General features: G+C 71.3%; 16 protein-coding genes. 13 read left to right on the forward strand and 3 right to left on the reverse strand.

The window, feature by feature from the left end; translation table 11 throughout:
- Window positions 1-64 precede the first annotated feature (64 nt).
- The gene (locus L0965_RS09910) at window positions 65-316 is read right to left on the reverse strand and encodes an acyl-CoA carboxylase subunit epsilon (protein WP_101306732.1); all 252 of its coding nucleotides are present in this window, start codon (window positions 314-316) and stop codon (window positions 65-67) included.
- Window positions 313-1,914: an acyl-CoA carboxylase subunit beta gene (locus tag L0965_RS09915; protein WP_060960968.1), complete on the reverse strand. Its 1,602-nt coding sequence runs from the start codon at window positions 1,912-1,914 to the stop codon at window positions 313-315. The genes L0965_RS09910 and L0965_RS09915 overlap by 4 nt, the downstream gene beginning before the upstream one ends.
- A 152-nt stretch (window positions 1,915-2,066) precedes the next feature.
- Between L0965_RS09915 and L0965_RS09920 the strand changes: the two genes are divergently transcribed.
- From L0965_RS09920 to L0965_RS09970, 11 genes are all read left to right on the forward strand, one after another.
- Complete coding sequence (locus tag L0965_RS09920) at window positions 2,067-2,846, forward strand: biotin--[acetyl-CoA-carboxylase] ligase (protein ID WP_101306731.1); 780 nt, start codon at window positions 2,067-2,069, stop codon at window positions 2,844-2,846.
- Between the two features lie 78 nt (window positions 2,847-2,924).
- Window positions 2,925-3,497 carry a PH domain-containing protein gene (locus tag L0965_RS09925; protein ID WP_061782057.1) on the forward strand — a complete coding sequence of 191 codons (573 nt, stop codon included), beginning with the start codon at window positions 2,925-2,927 and terminating at the stop codon, window positions 3,495-3,497.
- A gap of 68 nt (window positions 3,498-3,565) precedes the next feature.
- Window positions 3,566-4,705, forward strand: a complete 1,140-nt coding sequence (locus L0965_RS09930; RefSeq protein WP_101306730.1) for a 5-(carboxyamino)imidazole ribonucleotide synthase — start codon at window positions 3,566-3,568, stop codon at window positions 4,703-4,705.
- 252 nt (window positions 4,706-4,957) lie between these two features.
- Window positions 4,958-5,425: a 5-(carboxyamino)imidazole ribonucleotide mutase gene (gene purE, locus L0965_RS09935; protein ID WP_101306729.1), complete on the forward strand. Its 468-nt coding sequence runs from the start codon at window positions 4,958-4,960 to the stop codon at window positions 5,423-5,425.
- Window positions 5,422-6,897 (forward strand): LCP family protein, encoded by a 1,476-nt coding sequence (locus tag L0965_RS09940; RefSeq protein ID WP_101306728.1) that lies wholly within the window; start codon window positions 5,422-5,424, stop codon window positions 6,895-6,897. Before purE ends, L0965_RS09940 begins: the two co-directional genes overlap by 4 nt.
- Before the next feature lie 4 nt (window positions 6,898-6,901).
- Complete coding sequence (locus L0965_RS09945; protein ID WP_101306727.1) at window positions 6,902-8,023, forward strand: glycosyltransferase; 1,122 nt, start codon at window positions 6,902-6,904, stop codon at window positions 8,021-8,023.
- Between the two features lie 38 nt (window positions 8,024-8,061).
- A complete protein-coding gene (locus L0965_RS09950; RefSeq protein ID WP_061782060.1) occupies window positions 8,062-8,982 on the forward strand; it encodes a glycosyltransferase family A protein in 921 nt (306 codons plus the stop codon).
- Window positions 8,982-11,276, forward strand: coding sequence for a glycosyltransferase (locus L0965_RS09955; protein ID WP_157831636.1), 2,295 nt, complete (start codon window positions 8,982-8,984; stop codon window positions 11,274-11,276). The genes L0965_RS09950 and L0965_RS09955 overlap by 1 nt, the downstream gene beginning before the upstream one ends.
- Before the next feature lie 100 nt (window positions 11,277-11,376).
- Window positions 11,377-12,558 carry a glycosyltransferase family 9 protein gene (locus L0965_RS09960; protein ID WP_060960960.1) on the forward strand — a complete coding sequence of 394 codons (1,182 nt, stop codon included), beginning with the start codon at window positions 11,377-11,379 and terminating at the stop codon, window positions 12,556-12,558.
- A gap of 37 nt (window positions 12,559-12,595) precedes the next feature.
- Window positions 12,596-14,080, forward strand: coding sequence for a PfkB family carbohydrate kinase (locus tag L0965_RS09965; RefSeq protein WP_198553634.1), 1,485 nt, complete (start codon window positions 12,596-12,598; stop codon window positions 14,078-14,080).
- A gap of 24 nt (window positions 14,081-14,104) precedes the next feature.
- Window positions 14,105-14,686: an SIS domain-containing protein gene (locus tag L0965_RS09970; RefSeq protein ID WP_060960958.1), complete on the forward strand. Its 582-nt coding sequence runs from the start codon at window positions 14,105-14,107 to the stop codon at window positions 14,684-14,686.
- Here L0965_RS09970 and L0965_RS09975 read toward each other — a convergent pair.
- Complete coding sequence (locus tag L0965_RS09975; protein ID WP_101306725.1) at window positions 14,671-15,261, reverse strand: HAD-IIIA family hydrolase; 591 nt, start codon at window positions 15,259-15,261, stop codon at window positions 14,671-14,673. The two genes, L0965_RS09970 and L0965_RS09975, sit on opposite strands and share 16 nt — an antisense overlap.
- A 237-nt stretch (window positions 15,262-15,498) precedes the next feature.
- On the opposite strand from L0965_RS09975, the gene L0965_RS09980 reads away from it, so the two are divergent.
- Together L0965_RS09980 and L0965_RS09985 are read left to right on the forward strand one after the other, a co-directional pair.
- Window positions 15,499-16,803, forward strand: coding sequence for an excalibur calcium-binding domain-containing protein (locus tag L0965_RS09980; protein WP_232783923.1), 1,305 nt, complete (start codon window positions 15,499-15,501; stop codon window positions 16,801-16,803).
- A 73-nt stretch (window positions 16,804-16,876) separates the two neighbouring features.
- A complete protein-coding gene (locus tag L0965_RS09985) occupies window positions 16,877-17,398 on the forward strand; it encodes a hypothetical protein (RefSeq protein WP_060960955.1) in 522 nt (173 codons plus the stop codon).
- Window positions 17,399-17,409: the final 11 nt, after the last annotated feature.

Below are 17,409 nucleotides of genomic sequence, written 5' to 3' on the forward strand. Positions count from 1 at the left end.
ATATCGATTCTTCCGGCTCCGAGAAGCTGTGTCTGTAGGTATTTTGGGGGACAAAGACAGCGGGTCAGCCCGCGAAGCGTCCCCAGCCGGTCTCGCGCCGCAGGGGCGCGCGCAGGTTCCGGGCCGAGAGCTCCCAGGCCGATCGCCGCGGGGTCTCGTCGGCGACGGCGTCGGCGGCCTCGCGCTCGTAGGCCTCGGTGACCACCGCGAGCACGGCGGCCAGCTCCTCCGGGGTGGGGTCGCCGCGGCGGACATCGATGCGCACGGCATCCGCACCGGCGGCGGCCGCGCTCGGCGGCGTGGCGGACGCGGTCATAGCGGGATGTTACCGTGCTTCTTCGCGGGCAGGCTGGCCCGCTTCCCGCGCAGCGACCGCAGTGCCTTGGCGACCGCGACGCGGGTCTGGGCGGGCTCGATGATGCCGTCGAGCTCGCCGCGCTCGGCGGCCAGGAACGGCGACGCGACGTTGTAGGTGTACTCGTTCGCGAGGCGCTGACGCACCGCCGCGACGTCTTCGCCGGCTTCCTCCGCCTTGCGGATCTCGCCGCGGTAGAGGATGTTGACGGCGCCCTGGCCGCCCATGACGGCGATCTCGGCGGTCGGCCAGGCGAGGTTGACGTCGGCGCCCAGTTGCTTGGAGCCCATCACGATGTAGGCGCCGCCGTAGGCCTTGCGCAGGATGACCGTGACGAGCGGGACGGTCGCCTCGGCGTACGCGTACAGCAGCTTGGCGCCGCGGCGGATGACGCCGGTCCACTCCTGGTCGGTGCCGGGCAGGTAGCCCGGGACGTCGACGAGGGTGAGGATCGGGATGGAGAACGCGTCGCAGAAGCGGACGAACCGGCTCGCCTTCTCGCCCGCCTCGATGTTCAGGGTGCCGGCCATCTGCGACGGCTGGTTGGCGATGATGCCGACGGTGCGGCCCTCGACACGGCCGAGGCCGATGACGATGTTCGGCGCGAACAGCGGCTGCACCTCGAGGAAGTCCCCGGCATCCACGATGTGGGAGATCACCTGGTGGATGTCGTACGGCTGGTTGGGGGAGTCGGGCACGACCGTGTTGAGCGTCCGGTCGGCGTCGGTGGTCTCCCACTCGAACTCGTTCTCGTAGACGGGGATCTCGGCCATGTTGTTGTCGGGCAGGAAGCCGACCATCGAGCGGACGTAGTCGATCGCGTCGTCCTCGTCCTCGGCCAGGTAGTGCGCCACGCCGGAGCGGGTGTTGTGCGTGTAGGCGCCGCCGAGCTCCTCCATGCCGACGTCCTCGCCGGTGACCGTCTTGATCACGTCGGGACCCGTCACGAACATCTGGCTGGTCTTGTCGACCATGACGACGAAGTCGGTGAGCGCGGGAGAGTACACCGCGCCGCCGGCCGCCGGGCCCATGATGATCGAGATCTGCGGGATGACGCCGGAGGCCGCCGTGTTCAGGCGGAAGATCTCGCCGTACTTGCCGAGGGCGACCACGCCCTCCTGGATGCGGGCGCCGCCGGAGTCGAGGATGCCGATGATGGGCATGCCGCCGCGCAGCGCGAACTCCATGATCTTGATGATCTTGTCGCCGGCCACCTCGCCGAGCGACCCGCCGAAGGTCGTGAAGTCCTGCGCGTAGACGGCGACCGTGCGGCCGTGGATCGTGCCGACGCCGGTCACCACCGAGTCGCCGTACGGGCGGGAGCGGTCCATGCCGAAGGCCGTCGTGCGGTGACGCACGTACTCGTCGAACTCGACGAAGGTCCCGGGGTCCACGAGCATCTCGATGCGCTCGCGCGCCGTGAGCTTGCCCTTCGCGTGCTGCTTGTCGCGCGCGGTGGCCTCGGCATCCACGACGGCCGCCTGGTAGCGGGCGCGGAGGTCGGCGATCTTGCCGGCCGTCGTCGACAGGTCGGGCTGCGCGGAGTGGTCTGGCTGCACGGTTTCGTCTGGCTGCTCTGGCACGCCTCCCACCCTAGCGACCGCCCCCGTGCGTCGGTTGGGGGACGCTCACAACGAGACGGCGATTCGATTGTGGGATGCCGCGGAACGACGCGCCGTCCGGCCTCGCGGGTGCGGCGTAGGGTGACGCTATGTCGATTCCCACCGAGGGCTATCCCCTGACGGCCGCTGTCTCGCCCCGCGTTCACGTCATCGACACCGTCGACTCCACCAACGCCAAGCTCGTCCGCGATGCCGAGGACGATCCGGACGGGCATCCGCACCTGTCGGTGCTGCTCACCCGCGACCAGCGCGCCGGCCGCGGCCGGCTCAGCCGCACCTGGGTGACGCCCCCCGGATCGGCTCTTGCGGTGTCGGTGCTGCTGCGCGTCGGCGCCGTCGCCGTGCACGACCGGGGTTGGATCCCGCTCGTCGCGGGCGCCGCCATGGTCGACGCGGTCGCCGCCCAGCTGCCCGCCCACGACGTCGCGGTGAAGTGGCCGAACGACGTGCTCGTCGACGGGCGCAAGATCTGCGGCATCCTCGTCGAGGTCGTTCCCTCGGATCCGCACACGGTCGTCGTCGGCGCCGGTGTGAACACGACGATGTCCGAGGCGGAGCTGCCCGTGCCCACGGCGACCTCGTTCGCCGCCCTGCGGGCCGTCGCCGACGAGGACCGGCTCGTCGCGGCGTTCCTCGACGCGCTCCGCGACCGCATCGCCCGCCTGGCCGTCGGCGGGGGAGCCGCGGTGGCCTCCGACGTCGTCGCGCGCTGCGGCACGCTCGGCACGCGGGTGACCGTCTCGCTGCCCGACGGCGGGGTCATCGAAGGCACGGCCGCGCGGCTGGACGCCGACGGTCGGCTCGTCGTCGCGACCGACGACGGCCCGGAGAGCGTCGTGGGCGCCGGTGACGTCGTGCACGTGCGCTGATCGCGTCGGCGGCGGGCGAATCGCGGACCTCGGCCCGGTCACGCCCCGTTTCGGCGCGGTGACCGGCACAATGAGAGCGTGACCTCGCCGACCGCGTACCCCGGGCGACCCGCCACGCCCGCGCCGGGCGCGCCGACACCCGAGCGCCGCATCGCGCGCGTGCGCGGACACGCGCGCCGGCTGTTCTGGTCGGCGCTCGTCCTCATCGTCGCCGCCGGAGCCGCCGGCTACTTCACGGGCAATCTCCCCGCTCCGTTCGAGGACTGGATGCTGTGGGCGACGGCGGGCGCCGTCGTCCTCCTGCTGGTCGTCCTCCCGTACCTGCGGTGGCTGTCGCACACCTACACGGTCACGACGCGGCGCGTCGTCGAGCAGTCCGGGACCTTCGGCCAGCGCCGCCGTGAGCTCCTGCACGCGCGCGGCTACACGATCGCGGAGCGCCGCGGTCCGCTGCAGCGGCTGTGGGGCGCCGGAACGCTCGTGCTCTCCAACGGCGTCGACGAGCCCCTCCGGCTCGTGAACGTCCCCGCGGTCCGCCTCCTGCACGAGGCGCTGTCCGACCAGGTCGAGGTGAGCCAGATCCTGGCCCATCGCGACGCCCGGTGGGACGCCGCGACCACGGTCATCCCGGACCCGCCCCCGCTTCCGTAGCCCCGTGCGGCCCGGCCGGCGGACGGCGCGGCCGCGGTGGCGGAGCGCCCTCTCGTCGACCTGAGAAGATGGAGCGGACGAAAGGGAGCACCATGGCACTCACCCTCGGAATCGTCGGCGGCGGTCAGCTGGCGCGGATGATGATCGCGCCGGCCGTCGAGCTGGGCGTGCAGGTGCGGGTGCTCGCCGAGGAGCCCGGGATGGCCGCCGCGATCGCCGCGACCGCGACCGGCGACTACCGCGACCTCGAGACCGTGCGGGCGTTCGCGCGCGACGTGGACGTGCTCACCTTCGATCACGAGCACGTGCCCCAGGAGGTGCTGCGCGCGCTCGTGGACGACGGCGTGCGCGTGCACCCCGGGCCCGACGCGCTGCAGTTCGCGCAGGACAAGCTCGCGATGCGTGCCCGCCTCGACGAGCTCGGGATGCCGCAGCCCGATTGGGCGGCCGTGGCCGATGCCGAGGCGCTGCGGGCGTTCCTCGACGCCCACGGCGGCCGCGCCGTCGTCAAGACGCCCCGGGGCGGCTACGACGGCAAGGGCGTGCGCGTCGTCAGCGACCCGGCGGAGGTCGCGGACTGGTTCGACGGCGGCGCGCTGCTGGCGGAGGAGCTCGTGGACTTCTCCCGCGAGCTCGCCCAGCAGGTGGCGCGACGACCGTCCGGTGCGCTGCTCGCCTACCCCGTGGTCGAGACCGTGCAGCGCGACGGCGTGTGCGCCGAGGTGATCGCGCCCGCCCCGCGCGGCGGCGCGCGTCTGGCCGAGGTCGCGGCCGAGATCGGAACCGCGATCGCGGAGGGTCTCGGCGTGACGGGCATGCTCGCCGTCGAGTTGTTCGAGACGACCGACGAGCGGCTGCTGGTCAACGAGCTCGCGATGCGCCCGCACAACAGCGGCCACTGGAGCCAGGACGGCGCCGTCACCGGACAGTTCGAGCAGCACGTGCGCGCGGTCCTCGACCTTCCGCTGGGCGACGTGTCCCCGCGGCAGCCGTGGGCGGTCATGGTGAACATCCTCGGAGGTCCGCAGCACGACACGCTCGAGAGTCGATTCCCGGCGGTGCTCGAGGCCCATCCCGCCGTCAAGGTGCACACCTACGGCAAGGCGCCCCGCCCCGGGCGCAAGGTCGGGCACGTCAACGCCGTCGGCGACGATCTGGACACCGTGGTGTACGAGGCCCGCGCGGCGGCGGCCTTCTTCGCCGACTGACGCGCCCCTCCGCCCTCCGGCCCGCGTCCGATCGTGGGGGTGGGTCGGCGGTTGCTGCGTGACGAACGTCGGACCATCGGTGGGCATGGGCGTGCTCGCGGGTGATGTAGACGGGCATGAGGGCATGACTCCGACGCTCGTCACCGACGGCTCTCGAGCGTGGCGTTCCGGGGTTCTTCCAGGGTGCCGCCATAGCCTTGTCGGGTGACAAGACCCCTGCATTCCTCGGCATCCCCTCTCGTCGGCGTGGTCATGGGGTCGGACTCCGACTGGCGGGTCATGAGCGACGCCTCGCAGGTGCTCAGCGAGTTCACGATCCCGCACGAGGTCGAGGTGGTCTCGGCCCACCGCACGCCCGACAAGCTCCTGCGCTACGGCCGTGAGGCCCGCGGCCGCGGCCTCCGCGTGATCATCGCCGGTGCCGGCGGCGCGGCGCACCTGCCCGGCATGCTGGCGTCGGTCACCTCGCTCCCCGTCATCGGTGTGCCGGTGCAGCTCGCGACGCTCGACGGGCTGGACTCCCTGCTCAGCATCGTGCAGATGCCCGCGGGCATCCCGGTGGCGACCGTGTCCATCAACGGCGCCAAGAACGCCGGACTGCTCGCGGCCCGCATCCTCGGCTCGTCCGACCCGCGACTGGCCGACCGTGTCGAGCAGTACGCGCGGACCCTCGAGGAGCAGGTCGAGGAGAAGAACCTGCGTCTGAAGGAATCGCTGTGAGCATCGCCGCCCCGCCGCGTCCGCCCCGTGGCGCGGGAGGCGGTGCCGGGGGAGGCGTGATCGTCGGCGAGCAGCCGATGCGTCGTCCCGACACCCGCTCGCCGCAGGTGATGACGCGGCGCGCCTGGTGGCTCCTGGCCCTCAACTTCCTCCTGCCCGGCTCGGCTCAGGCCCTCGCCGGCAGCCGTCGCCTCGGGCGGGTGGGCCTGACGGCGACCCTGCTCATGTGGGTGGTCGTCGTGCTCGCCGGCGTCGCCGCGCTGATCTGGCCGTCGCTGCTCTTCACGATCGGCACGAACGGGTTCGCGCTGCTCGTCGTCCAGCTCGTGCTCCTGGCGTACGCCGTGCTGTGGGTCGTGCTCACGATCGACACGCTCCGGCTGATCCGGCTGGTGAACGTCCGCCGCGGCTCGCGGCCGATCGTCGCGGCGCTCGCGATCCTCAGCCTCGTCGTCGGCAGCGGCGGCGCCGTGTACGCCGCGCAGCAGCTGCTGGCTCCGGCTCGCGAGGCGATCGCGGCGATCTTCACGAACAACGCCCCGCCGGTGCCGCCCGCCGACGGGTACTACAACTTCCTGCTCCTCGGCGCCGACAGCGGCCTGGGGCGCGATTCGATGCGATTCGACAGCATCTCGGTGGTCTCGGTCAACGCCGAGACCGGCGCCGTGCACATCACCGGCATCCCGCGCGACCTCGCCTATGCGCCGTTCGCCGACGGACCCATGCACGACCGCTATCCCGACGGGTTCGAGGGCCACCCCTCGCAGACGTGCGGCTGGGGCCCGGGCATCAACCAGCTCATGAACGCCGTCGAGATCTGCCAGCCCGACGGAGGCGCGGAGATCTACCCCGACGCCGCCGCGCAGAGCTCCACCCCCGCCATCGAGGCGACGAAGGATGCCGCGGAGGGCATCCTCGGCATCCAGATCCCGTATTACGTGTTCGTCGACATGAAGGGGTTCGCCGACATCGTCGACGCACTCGGCGGCGTGGACATCACCGTCCAGGAGCGGCTGCCCAAGGGCGGCGGTCCCACCTACGAGGGGGAGCCGGCGGAGGACTGGGCGATCGGCTGGATCGAGGCCGGAGCCCAGCACATGGACGGCGACACGGCGCAGTGGTACGCGCGGTCGCGGTACACCACGAGCGACTGGGACCGCATGCGCCGTCAGCGGGAGCTGCAGCAGGCGATCCTGGCGCAGGCGAACCCCGCGAACGTCCTCAGCCGCTTCCAGGCGGTCGCCGCGGCGGGCGAGGACCTCGTGAAGACCGACATCCCCGACTCGATGCTGGGGTATCTGGTGCAGCTCGGCGTCAAGGCGAAGGAGCAGCCCGTGCAGACGCTCGAGCTGACGCCCGAGGGCGCCGGCATCGACACGGACGAGCCGACGGCCGACGAGTACGCGCACGTGCGCGACCTCATCCAGCAGGCGCTCTACCCGCCCTCGCCCACGCCGACGCCGGAGGGCTGAGGTCATGACCGCCACCCTCCGCCTGGTGTTGGATCAGATCGTCGCCGCGACCGACGCCGATCTCGCGATCGCCACCCGCGAGATCGCCCGCGCCCTCGTGACGACCGCGCCGTCGGGGTGCGACGTCGCCGCGATCGTGCCGTCGGTGCCCGACGCGTCCGCCGCGCTGGAGGCCGCCGTTCCCGGCCTCGTCGATGTCACGCGCGCCTCGCTGCCGCGCCGTGAGCTCGCCGCCTCGTGGCAGCTCGGGATCGCACCGGGCATCGGGGGAGGGATGATCCACTCGCCCACCTCCCTCGCGCCCCTGGTGAAGCACGATCGGGTGCACGAGAACGATCAGACGGTCGTCACGATGTGGGACCTCGCCGCGTGGGAGCGCGCCGCGGAGATGTCGCGTCCCGCCGTCGCGTGGCATCGGGCGATGCTCAAGCGCGCCGTCAAGCATGCCGACGCCGTCGTGGTGCCCACCCATGCGATGGCGGAGAGGCTCTCGGAGATCGCCCCCCTGGGCGACCGCCTCCGCGTCATCGCCGGCGCCGCACCCGCGCGCTTCGCCGTCCCCACCGACGAGGTGGGTCGACGCCGCGCGCTCGACATCCCGGACGGGTGCCTCGTCATGTCCGGTTCCGCGGCGGCATCCGCGGGTCTCTCCGACGCCTTCACGGCGATCGCGACCTCGGGAGCCGACCTGCCCGTCGTCGTCCTCGACGCCCCCGAGGGGGAGGAGCCCGCGCTCGCCGAGCAGGCCGCGGCATCCGGTCTGGCGGAGGGCCGCGTGCACCTGCGGGGGACGCTCGAGGATGCCGATCGTGCGGCCGTCCTCGGGGGCGCCGTCGCGCTGCTGGCGCCGAGCCGGCTCGCGGGCTTCCCGTGGCGGGTCGTCGAGGCGCTCGCCGTCGGCGTGCCCGTCATCGCCGCGGACTCGCCGACGCACCGCGAGATCGTGTGGGACGGCGGCGTGCTGGTGCCGGCGGACGAGGACGGCGCTTTCGCGGACGCGCTCGCGGGCCTGCTGTCGTCGACGGCCGTCGTCGAGCGGCAGGCCGTGCTCGCCGCCGACCGCGGACGCGCCTTCTCCTGGCTCAGCGCGGCCGAGCGGGTCTGGCAGCTGCACGCCGACCTGTGAGGACGCGCGAGGACGCGCGCGGTTCTAGGGTGTAAGTCATGCCTCCTCGTGTCACCGTGATCGTGCGGACGAAGAACCGACCGGAGTTCTTGACGAGGTCTCTCGCTGACATCTCGGCACAGACCTTCCGTGACGTCGGCATCGTCGTCGTCAATGACGGCGGCGACCGCGCCGTGGCCGCGCAGATCGTGTCCTCCGCCGGCGTCGATTCCCGACTGATCGACACCGCCGCACCGGGCGGGCGGTGCGTCGCCGCGAACACCGGCGTCGCGGCGGCCGACGGGAGCGAGTTCGTCGTCCTCCACGACGACGACGACCTGTGGGACCCGCGCTTCCTGGAGCGCACGGTCGCCTGGCTCGACGCACACCCGGAGGACGTGGGCGTCGCCGTCGCCACCGCGATCGCCTACGAGCAGAACGTCGGCGGCGTATGGGTCGAGGCCTCGCGGGTGCCGTTCTGGGAAGGGATGACCCGCGTCTCCTTGACCGACATGCTCGATCGCAATCGCGTCGTCCCGATCTCGTTGCTCTACCGACGTCGGGTCCACGACGAGGTCGGCGGTTACGACGAGCGACTGGGCACCGTCGAGGACTGGGAGTTCCTGCTGCGGGTGCTCGCTCGACACTCGGTGGGGTTCATCCCCGGTGCTCCCCTCGCGATATGGACCCAACGCCCTTCCGCCACCGGAGTGGCGTCCAACAGCATGTTCGCCCTCGAGGATCGACACGCCGAAGACGACGCCCTCGTGCGCGATCGCGAGCTCGCCGCCTGGACGTCCGCCAACGGAATGGGCCTTCCGCTGTACCTGGCGGGGATGGAGAGGCGGCTGGCGGACCACGTCGATGCGTCGGCCGACCGCCTCCGGGAGCAGATCCGTGCTGACATCGATTCTCATCAGCCCATCGCTTCGCGTCTGCGGCGTCTGCGACGACGTCTGGGCGGCCGAGGCGACTCGTGATGACCGCTTCCCGATCGCGTCTGCGCGCCGCCTGGCGTCGCGTCAGGGGCGCTCCGGTGGCCGGCGCGCTCGTCAGGGCCGCGGACCGTCTGCTGTGGTGGCGGGTCATCCGCCGCTCCGGCCTGGTGGACGCGCAGTATTACGCCGCACAGCGCGGATGGCGCCGTGCCGGTGACGCGCGGGCGATCGTGGACTACGTCACGCGCGGATTCAGATCCGGCCTCAGCCTGAATCCGCTGTTCGACGAGCTCGTCGCCGGGCGGGCGCTGCCCGAGCCCGATCGGGTCCCCGCGCTCTACGCCTACCTCGTGAGCGATCGACGCACGGTGTCCGTCCATCCCTGGTGGGACGCGCCGGCCGACGCCCACCGGGCCGAGGGCGTTGCGCCACTGGACGACGTCTGGGCGCGCCGGGAGAGCGCGATCGTCGAGGTTCGGATCGGCGAACGGTCGCGGTCCGTGCCGGTGATGCAGCTGCGCGCCTGGGCGATGGAGGCCGCGCAAGAGTGGCGACGGGGGACGCGCGCACCCGCCGGGGACGCAGATCGAGCCGACCTGGTCGTTCGGATCCTCCAGCGGCGGGATCGCGATTACCCCCGTCGCGTCCTCGAGGTCACCCCCCTGGCCCACACGGATGACGTGGTCGTCGTCGCGGTCGGATGCGAAGCCGGTCAGTGGATCGGGCTCGACGTCGCCGCACGGCTGTTCCCGTCGTTGCGGCGAGTGATCGTTCCGCGCGCCGCGTCCTATCGGGATGCCGTCCGCAGCGCCGACGCCGCGCCCCGACGCGGATCGGGCACGATCACGATCGTCGGCCCGCGATCGGACCTCACCACGGCCGAGATCCGCGCACTGCGGGAAGGCGTCGTGCCGGGCCGGGCGGTCGCACCCGTGGAGATCGCGCCCGACGGAACCGTCGCGGCCTTCGGCGCGGCCGGCACCGGCGGGACCGTGCCCTACGCGATTCTCAGCGGCCATCCCCGCGAAGACCTCGATCTCCTCGGGACGTCGCGCATCGAAGTGCCCCTTCTGGCCGGTCCCACGTTCGCGATGGCTCGTGAGGATTGGTCCGCGATCGGCGGGTTCGACGGTGTCTCGGCGGGAGCGGCCGTGCCTGCCCTCAGCGCCGCCCTGCGTGCTCGAGTTCCCGGCTTCGTCTGCCAGATCGACGCGGGCATCCGGAGCACGTCGTACGCGCGCCACACCGCGTTCCGGACGGAGGAACCCGCCGCGGCGTCCTTCTCCGACGAGCGCCGTCGCGCCGAAGAGATCCTCCGTGCAGCGGGCTTCCGGGTGACGGCCTGGCGCCCTGCGCTCACGCCGTCCGCCGCACCGCTGCCCGAGCTCGAGTGGCGACGCCCGGAGCCGGCGGCCTTGCGGTGGGCCATCAAGATCTGCGCACCGCCCGGTCCCCTCGGCGCCGTCTGGGGCGACACGCACTTCGCCGACGGACTCGCCAAGGCCCTCAGACGACGCGGACACTTCGTGGCCGTGGACAGCTTCGATGCCCGGGACCGGTGGACGTCTGCCCTCGACGACGTGACGCTGGTGGTGCGAGGTCCGTACCGCATCTCTCCCCCGACGACGGGTACCCGCGTCGAGTGGATCATCAGCCACCCCGACCAGATCACGCGAGCCGAGGTGGACGACTTCGACATCGTCTACGCGGCATCCGATCTGTGGAGTGCAGCGGCCTCCGAGCGGTGGAACATCACCGTCTCGCCGCTGCTGGAGTGCACCGACGCCGATCAGTTCTACCCGCGTGGCCTGGCGCGCACCGACGAGATCGTCTTCGTCGGCACCGCGCGAGGAATCGCTCGGCCCAGCGTCGTCGTGCCACTGGCGGCGGGCATCCCGGTGCGCGTCTACGGACCGGATTGGCGCACCTACATCCCCGCCTCGGCCATCGCGGCGGAGAACCTTCCGAACGACCGGCTCAGCGAGCGCTATGAGACGGCCTCCATCGTCCTCAACGACCAATGGCCGGCGATGCGGCAAGAAGGGTTCATCGCCATGCGGCCGTTCGACGTCGTGGCCGCCGGCGGGCGGGTGATCAGCGAGGACGTCGACGGTATCGACCGCGTGTTCGGTGACGCCGTGCCCGTGTTCCGAACGGACGAGGAACTGCTCGAGCTGCTGGCACGCGACCCCGCCGATCTGTTCCCGGATGCGGAGGGGCTCGCGGCCGCGTCCGAGCGCATCCGACGGGATCATTCCTTCGACGCGCGGGCCGGACGTATCGTCGACGACGTCCTCCGCCACCGCGCCGCGGGGGCGGCGCCGCGTGAGCAGTAGAATGGCTCGGATGAACGCGCGTTCCTTGCTTCACCGCGTCCAGTGGGAGATCAATGCCATCCGGCATCGCGATCCTCTGTCGCCACGGCGGTTTGTCCGGTTGTTCGGTTCGCGCCGGCGGCGCTCCTGGGACCCGACGCAGGAGCCGCGCCGGGTCGTCATCCTCCGCAGCGACGAGATCGGCGACACCGTCAGCACGTTGACGCTGCTGGACGCCATGCGTCGCCAGTGGCCCTCCGCGAAACTGCACCTCGTGGTCAAGCCGGGCCCGGGGTCCGCTTTCCATGCCGCCCCCAGCGTCGACCGTCTGATCTTCTGGTCGCCGATCACGGAGGGCTCGGCGTTGAAGCGGCAGATCCTCACGGTTCGGCAGGCTCTGCGCCGGTTCGGGCTCCGCGGCTACGATCTGGCGGTCCTGCCGCGCTGGGACTTCGACGACACCCCGATCCGGTACCTCGCGGTCGCCGCCCGTGCGCGCTCGGTCGTCGGCTTCACCCCCGTCCCCCAGCGCGAGCCCGACTGGCTCGGCGACCAGAGCGCGCTCTTCACCGATGAGCTCCCGCGCGGAAACGACCCCCTGCTGACCGTCGCTCAGCTGCGCCGCCTGGCGGACTGGCTCGGGCTGGCATGGACCCATCCGGGCGCCCGGCCGGTGGGACGAGCCCTGTTCGACGCCGCCGACGCGGCGCGCGCAGAAGCCCGCGCCTCCTTGCCCGGTGAGAGCGGACGGGTCATCGGCCTCGGCATCGGCGCACGGGACGCGAAGCGTCAGTGGCCCGTCGAACGTCTGACCGAGGCCGTCGTCGAGATCGCGAAGAGCGGGCCGGTCCGCGTCCGCATCCTCGGAGGCCCGACCGACCGCGAGCGTGCGGCCGAACTCGTGGGGCTTCTCCGCGACCGCGGGATCGCGGCCGTGGATCTCGCGGGCGAACTCTCCTTGAGCGAGAGCGCCGCGGCGATCTCGCAGTGCGACCTCTTCATCGGCAACGACTCCGGTCTGCAGCACATCTCGAGCTCTCTCGACGTTCCCACCGTCGTCGTCACCTGCCATCCCGCGACGGGCTCGCCCTGGAGCGACAATGCGCCGGAGCGATTCGGCCCGTGGTCGCGTCAGCGAGCGGTTCTCCAGCCGGAACGGCCCGCACCCGGATGCGGCGAGGAGTGCTCGTCCCGCGAGCCGCACTGCATCCTCGCCGTCGACTCCGCCGATGTCGCCGGCGCCGCCCTCGCGCTCATCGGTGAGTCCTCTCGTCCTTCCGAGACACCGGCGTCCGCGGGCTGACCCGCGTCCTGTCTCCGTCACTGATCTGGAACCCGCCATGACTTCTCTTCCCCTCATCACTCCTCACGACGTCCTCGGGTTCCAGGCGGTGCATGTGGTCGTCGTCGGCGACGCGATGCTCGATCGGTACGTCGAGGGCGCGGTGCATCGCATCTCTCCGGAAGCGCCGATCCCCGTGCTCCGCGTCGCCCAGGACCGCTCGGTGGCCGGAGGCGCCGCGAACGCGGCGATGAACATCGCGGGGCTCGGCGCCGCGGCGACTCTCATCGCGGCGTGGGCCGAAGACGAGGCGGGCCGGGAGCTCGAGAAACTGCTCGCGGCCGCCGGCGTCCAGGCGCGCCGCGTCGCCCGAGGCGATGCCCCCACGATCGAGAAGCTGCGGGTCGTGGCCGGGCAGCAGCAGATCGTGCGCATCGATCGCGAGGACACGTCGTCGCTGGATGCGGCCGGTGCGGATGCCGTGCTCAGCGCTGTGCGCGATGCCGTCGAGGGGCACGACCATCGGTGCGTCATCGTCCTCTCCGACTACGCGAAGGGCATGCTCGACGAGGCGGTCGTGCAGCGCGTGATCGCCTTCGCCCGAGAGCGCTCCCTGCCCGTCGTCGTCGACCCGAAGTCGGCGGACATCCGCAAGTACAGCGGCGCGACGGTCGTGAAGCCCAACTTCGCCGAGGCGGCCCTCATGGCGGGGGTGTCGGCGACCGCGCCGACCGAGGAGGTGCTCGCGCAGATCGCCGAGGCGATGGCCGTCCCGGATGTGTCGGCCGTCGCGATCTCCCTGTCCGCGCTGGGCGTCGAGGTCGTCGAGGGCGGCGCGCGCACGCGGCTTCCCACGCGCGCCCGTCTCGTCGCCGACGTCTCCGGTGCCGGTGACTCCATGATCGCGGGTCTCGCAGTGGGCCTCGGCAGCGGCCTGTCCACCCTGAAGGCCGTGCAGGTCGGAAACCTGGCCGCCGGCATCGCCTGCGCCCGTCCGGGCACCGCGGTGGTGACCTCGGCCGACCTCCTCAACGAACTGCTGATCGATTCCTCTCCCGCCCACCGGCCGGGCACGATCGAGGACTGGGATGAGCTGGCGCGACTGGTGCGGGTGGAGAAGGACGCGGGCCGGACGGTGGTCTTCGCGAACGGAGTCTTCGACCTCCTGCACGCCGGCCATGTCGCTCTCCTCAAGGAGGCCCGTTCGCTCGGCGACGTGCTCGTCGTGGGAGTGAACTCGGATGCCTCGACGGCGCGACTCAAAGGACCGTCGCGACCGCTGCAACCGCAGGCGGATCGCATGGCGGTGCTGGACGCCGTACGCTACGTGGATTTCGTCACCGTGTTCGAGCAGGACACTCCCCGCGAGCTGATCCGGGCCATCCAGCCGGACGTCATCGTGAAAGGATCGGACTACCGACCCGATCAGGTCGTCGGGGGAGACGATGCCAAGGCCTGGGGCGGCAGAGTCCATATCGTGACCCTCCTCGACGGTGTCTCGACGACGAAGCTGTCGCAGGGCGAACAGGTGCGTCGCGGCTGAGCCGCGCGGGAGAGGAATCACAAGATGAACATCGTTCAGGAGAACCTGCTCGAGAACGCACGCCGGATGTCGGCCCTCGCGGAGGACGAGCGCTTCGGAGCGTCGTTCGCGGCCGCGGCGGAGACCATGGTGACCTCACTGCGCGGGGGAGGGACGCTGTTCGCCTGCGGCAACGGCGGTTCGATGACCAACGCTCAGCACTTCGCCGAGGAACTCACCGGCAGGTTCCGTGGGAATCGGCCGCCGCTGCGCGCGATGGCGATCTCCGACCCGTCCCACCTCACCTGCGTCGCCAACGACTACGGCTACGAGTTCGTGTTCTCCAAGTTCGTCGAGGCGTTCGCTCGCCCCGGCGACGTCCTGCTCGCGCTCAGCACGAGCGGCAAGTCACCGAACGTGCTCCGCGCGGCGGAGGCGATGAAGGCGGCGGGAGGCAAGGTCGTGGCCTCGTCGGGCACGGCCGAGAGCCCGATCGGGGCGTTGGCCGATGTGACGATCGCCCTCGGCGCCAGTCGCTGGGCCGACCGCATCCAGGAGTCGGAGCTCGTCGTCATCCACTCGCTGATGCAGGCCATCGAGGACGGGTTCGGCTACTCCGCGGAGTGATCCGGGCCCGCGGCGGCGGCGAATGCCGCCAACGTGGGGAACGTGACGTCGGCGTGCGGATCGTCCACGGCATCGATGCGCACGGTCATCGTGCCGCCGGTGCGCGCTCCCAGGCGCCGTCCCATCTCGATGTCCGACTCCGTGTCGCCCACCATGACCGACAGTGCCGCATCGACCTCCGGATGCTGGGCGAGGTAGCTCAGCGCCATCCCGGGAGCAGGCTTGCGGCAGTCGCAGTCCGCGCCCACGAGATGGGGGCACACGCGGATGTCGTCGACCCGCCCTCCCGCCCCTTCGATCTCGAGGCGCATCCGCCGATGGATGTCGTCGAGGTCGGCAGCCGTCATGAGCCCCTTGCCCACGCCCTGCTGGTTCGTCACGACCACGATGCGCGGTGCCCACTGCGCGAGGACTGCCAGGGCCTCGAGTGCCCCGGGTTCGAACGCGAACTGCTCCCACGTGCGCACATAGCCGTCGATGATGCGGGTGTTGATCACGCCGTCGCGGTCGAGGAAGAGACACCACTGCCGACCGGAGGTGTTTCGACGTCGTGTCTCCTGCGTGAGCGTGTCCACCCGGCGACGCTATCGCACCCGGGCGGCGAAGGCGGCACGTGATCGGGGGCGTGGACGGCGGTGACGCCCTCGGCGGATCCCAGAAGAACGGTAGCGTGTGGTCGAGGCGCGGGAGACGAGCCGTCTGCGGGATGAAAGGACATGACTGTGCAGTCGAATCCACTGGTGTCCATGGTCGGGGCGCGAAGGCGGCGGGGGCGCCTTTCTCTGTTCAGCGCGGTCTGCGCAGCCCTGGTCGTGGTGATCGTCGCCGCAGGAGCGGGCACCGGTGCGTACGCCGCGCCCGTGGACGCCGCGCCCGCACGTATCGCCGCCTCGACGGCGTCGAGCGCAGCGGCTGCCTCGACCGACATCCCGGTGCACCCGTGGTTCGAACCGACGTACACCGAATTGGGCGGAACCGGCGGCGTCCTCGGCGCACCCCTGCACCCGATGCAGTGTCAGTCGAGCTCGTGCTGGCAGGAGTTCGCCGGCGGAGTGCTCACGTCCGATGGGACCCGGATCGTCAAGCTCTCCACCGAGTACGTCTCGACATGGCTCGCGGCCGGAGGCCCGGACGGCGGGCTCGGGCTGGTCGCGGGCCCGGAATCCTGCTTCGGTACGTACTGCGCCACTCCGTTCACCCACGGTGTCGCACGGTGGACGCCCGGCGTCGGGGTTCAGGTGATCCTCGTGCACCCGTGGTTCGAAGAGGCGTGGAAGCGGCTCGGTGCGGTCACCGGAGAGATCGGCATCCCGCTCAACGGCCTCACGTGCCAGTCGTCCTCGTGCTGGCAGGAGTTCGTGGGTGGCGTGCTCACCTCGGACGGCACCCAGATCGTGAAACTCTCCAGCTCCTATGTGCGCACGTGGCTTGCGTGGGGCGGACCGGACGGCGACATCGGTCTGGTCTCGGGGCCCGAGAAGTGCTACGGGTGGTACTGCGAGGCTTCGTTCACGGGTGGTGTCATCGTCTGGAATCCGGGCGGCTACGGCGTGACGTTCCCCGTCACGAAGCGCTGGTTCTACGGCGACTGGATCGCCCGAGGAGGGGGCGGTGGCTCTCTCGGTGTTCCGCTCGGTGCGATGGAGTGTCAACGAGCGGCGTGTTATCAGCAGTTCAGTAGAGGCACGCTGACGTCGTCGTCCACGGGGATCGTGTCGCTCTCCACGGCGTACGTCGACCATTGGCTCTATCGCGAAGGTGGGCCCGACGGTCACCTCGGTCTCGTCGAGGGGCCCGAGTCGTGCTTCAGCGGCCAGTGCCAGGTTCCGTTCCAGCACGGCCTCATGGTGTGGCAGCCCGGTGGAGGCGTACGGGTGCTCACGGGAGCCGAGGCCGATGCGTGGCGGGCCAGCTATCCCCTGCCGGGCTCCGCGCCGTCGACGGGCGGCTCGTCCGGCGGCGGGACGCCCGCCAACCCCGGCGATACGGTCAACTGCGACGATTTTGACACGCAGGCGCAAGCGCAGGCATGGTTCGACAAGTACAAGCCGTACTACGGCGATGTCGCCAGGCTTGACCGCGACAACAACGGGATCGCTTGCGAGTCGCGTCCGTGAAGGGCACGCGGGCTGATCTCGACCATTCTCGCCAACTGTGGTTGATACTGAGGGAGTGAACTACGGTCAACGAGTGCAGCCTGGTCTCGGCGAGCGGCGCGACGCGATGAGGCGCGTCGGTTTCGGCGCGCTGGTGTCGGTCGGCGCGATGATGTCCCTCGTCGCATGCGCGACCGGCTCCGCAGGCTCGCCGGGCTCGACGACGACCGCTCCGGTTCCTCCCACCAGCGCGACCGTTGCCGTGCCGACGCCGACGTCCTCTGCGACCCCGGCGACGCCCTCTCCGATCGCGTCGCCGACGCCCGGCGCCACGGCGACGGTCACGATCGTCAGCTCGGGAGCGGACGGGGAGGACGTCTTCGCATCGGGCCTCGTCACGGGAGACGCCGACGAGGAGGGGACGTGCTCGCTGACCGCCACATCGGCGACGGGTCGCGTCCTCACCGCCCAGACAGAGGCCCACGCCACGCCCGCAGCCGTGAACTGCGGGCTGATCAAGATCGCGGCCGAGCCCGGCGACTGGACGCTCGTACTGAGCTTCACCTCGCCGACCTCGGCCGGCTCGTCCGCATCGGTGCTGGTCCATCAGCCGTGAGTGAAGCCCCG

It is taken from the genome of Microbacterium sp. NFH-22A-Y, assembly GCF_021401375.1.
In the GTDB taxonomy this organism is placed as follows: domain Bacteria; phylum Actinomycetota; class Actinomycetes; order Actinomycetales; family Microbacteriaceae; genus Microbacterium; species Microbacterium hominis.

What these genes read in the sequence shown, in the direction of transcription:
- L0965_RS09910 (WP_101306732.1), bottom strand. Translation starts at nt 316, where the DNA reads ATGACCGCGTCCGCCACGCCGCCGAGCGCGGCCGCCGCCGGTGCGGAT.
- L0965_RS09920 (WP_101306731.1), top strand. Translation starts at nt 2,067, where the DNA reads ATGTCGATTCCCACCGAGGGCTATCCCCTGACGGCCGCTGTCTCGCCC.
- L0965_RS09930 (WP_101306730.1), top strand. Translation starts at nt 3,566, where the DNA reads ATGGAGCGGACGAAAGGGAGCACCATGGCACTCACCCTCGGAATCGTC.
- purE (WP_101306729.1), top strand. Translation starts at nt 4,958, where the DNA reads ATGGGGTCGGACTCCGACTGGCGGGTCATGAGCGACGCCTCGCAGGTG.
- L0965_RS09945 (WP_101306727.1), top strand. Translation starts at nt 6,902, where the DNA reads ATGACCGCCACCCTCCGCCTGGTGTTGGATCAGATCGTCGCCGCGACC.
- L0965_RS09950 (WP_061782060.1), top strand. Translation starts at nt 8,062, where the DNA reads ATGCCTCCTCGTGTCACCGTGATCGTGCGGACGAAGAACCGACCGGAG.
- L0965_RS09955 (WP_157831636.1), top strand. Translation starts at nt 8,982, where the DNA reads ATGACCGCTTCCCGATCGCGTCTGCGCGCCGCCTGGCGTCGCGTCAGG.
- L0965_RS09965 (WP_198553634.1), top strand. Translation starts at nt 12,596, where the DNA reads ATGACTTCTCTTCCCCTCATCACTCCTCACGACGTCCTCGGGTTCCAG.
- L0965_RS09970 (WP_060960958.1), top strand. Translation starts at nt 14,105, where the DNA reads ATGAACATCGTTCAGGAGAACCTGCTCGAGAACGCACGCCGGATGTCG.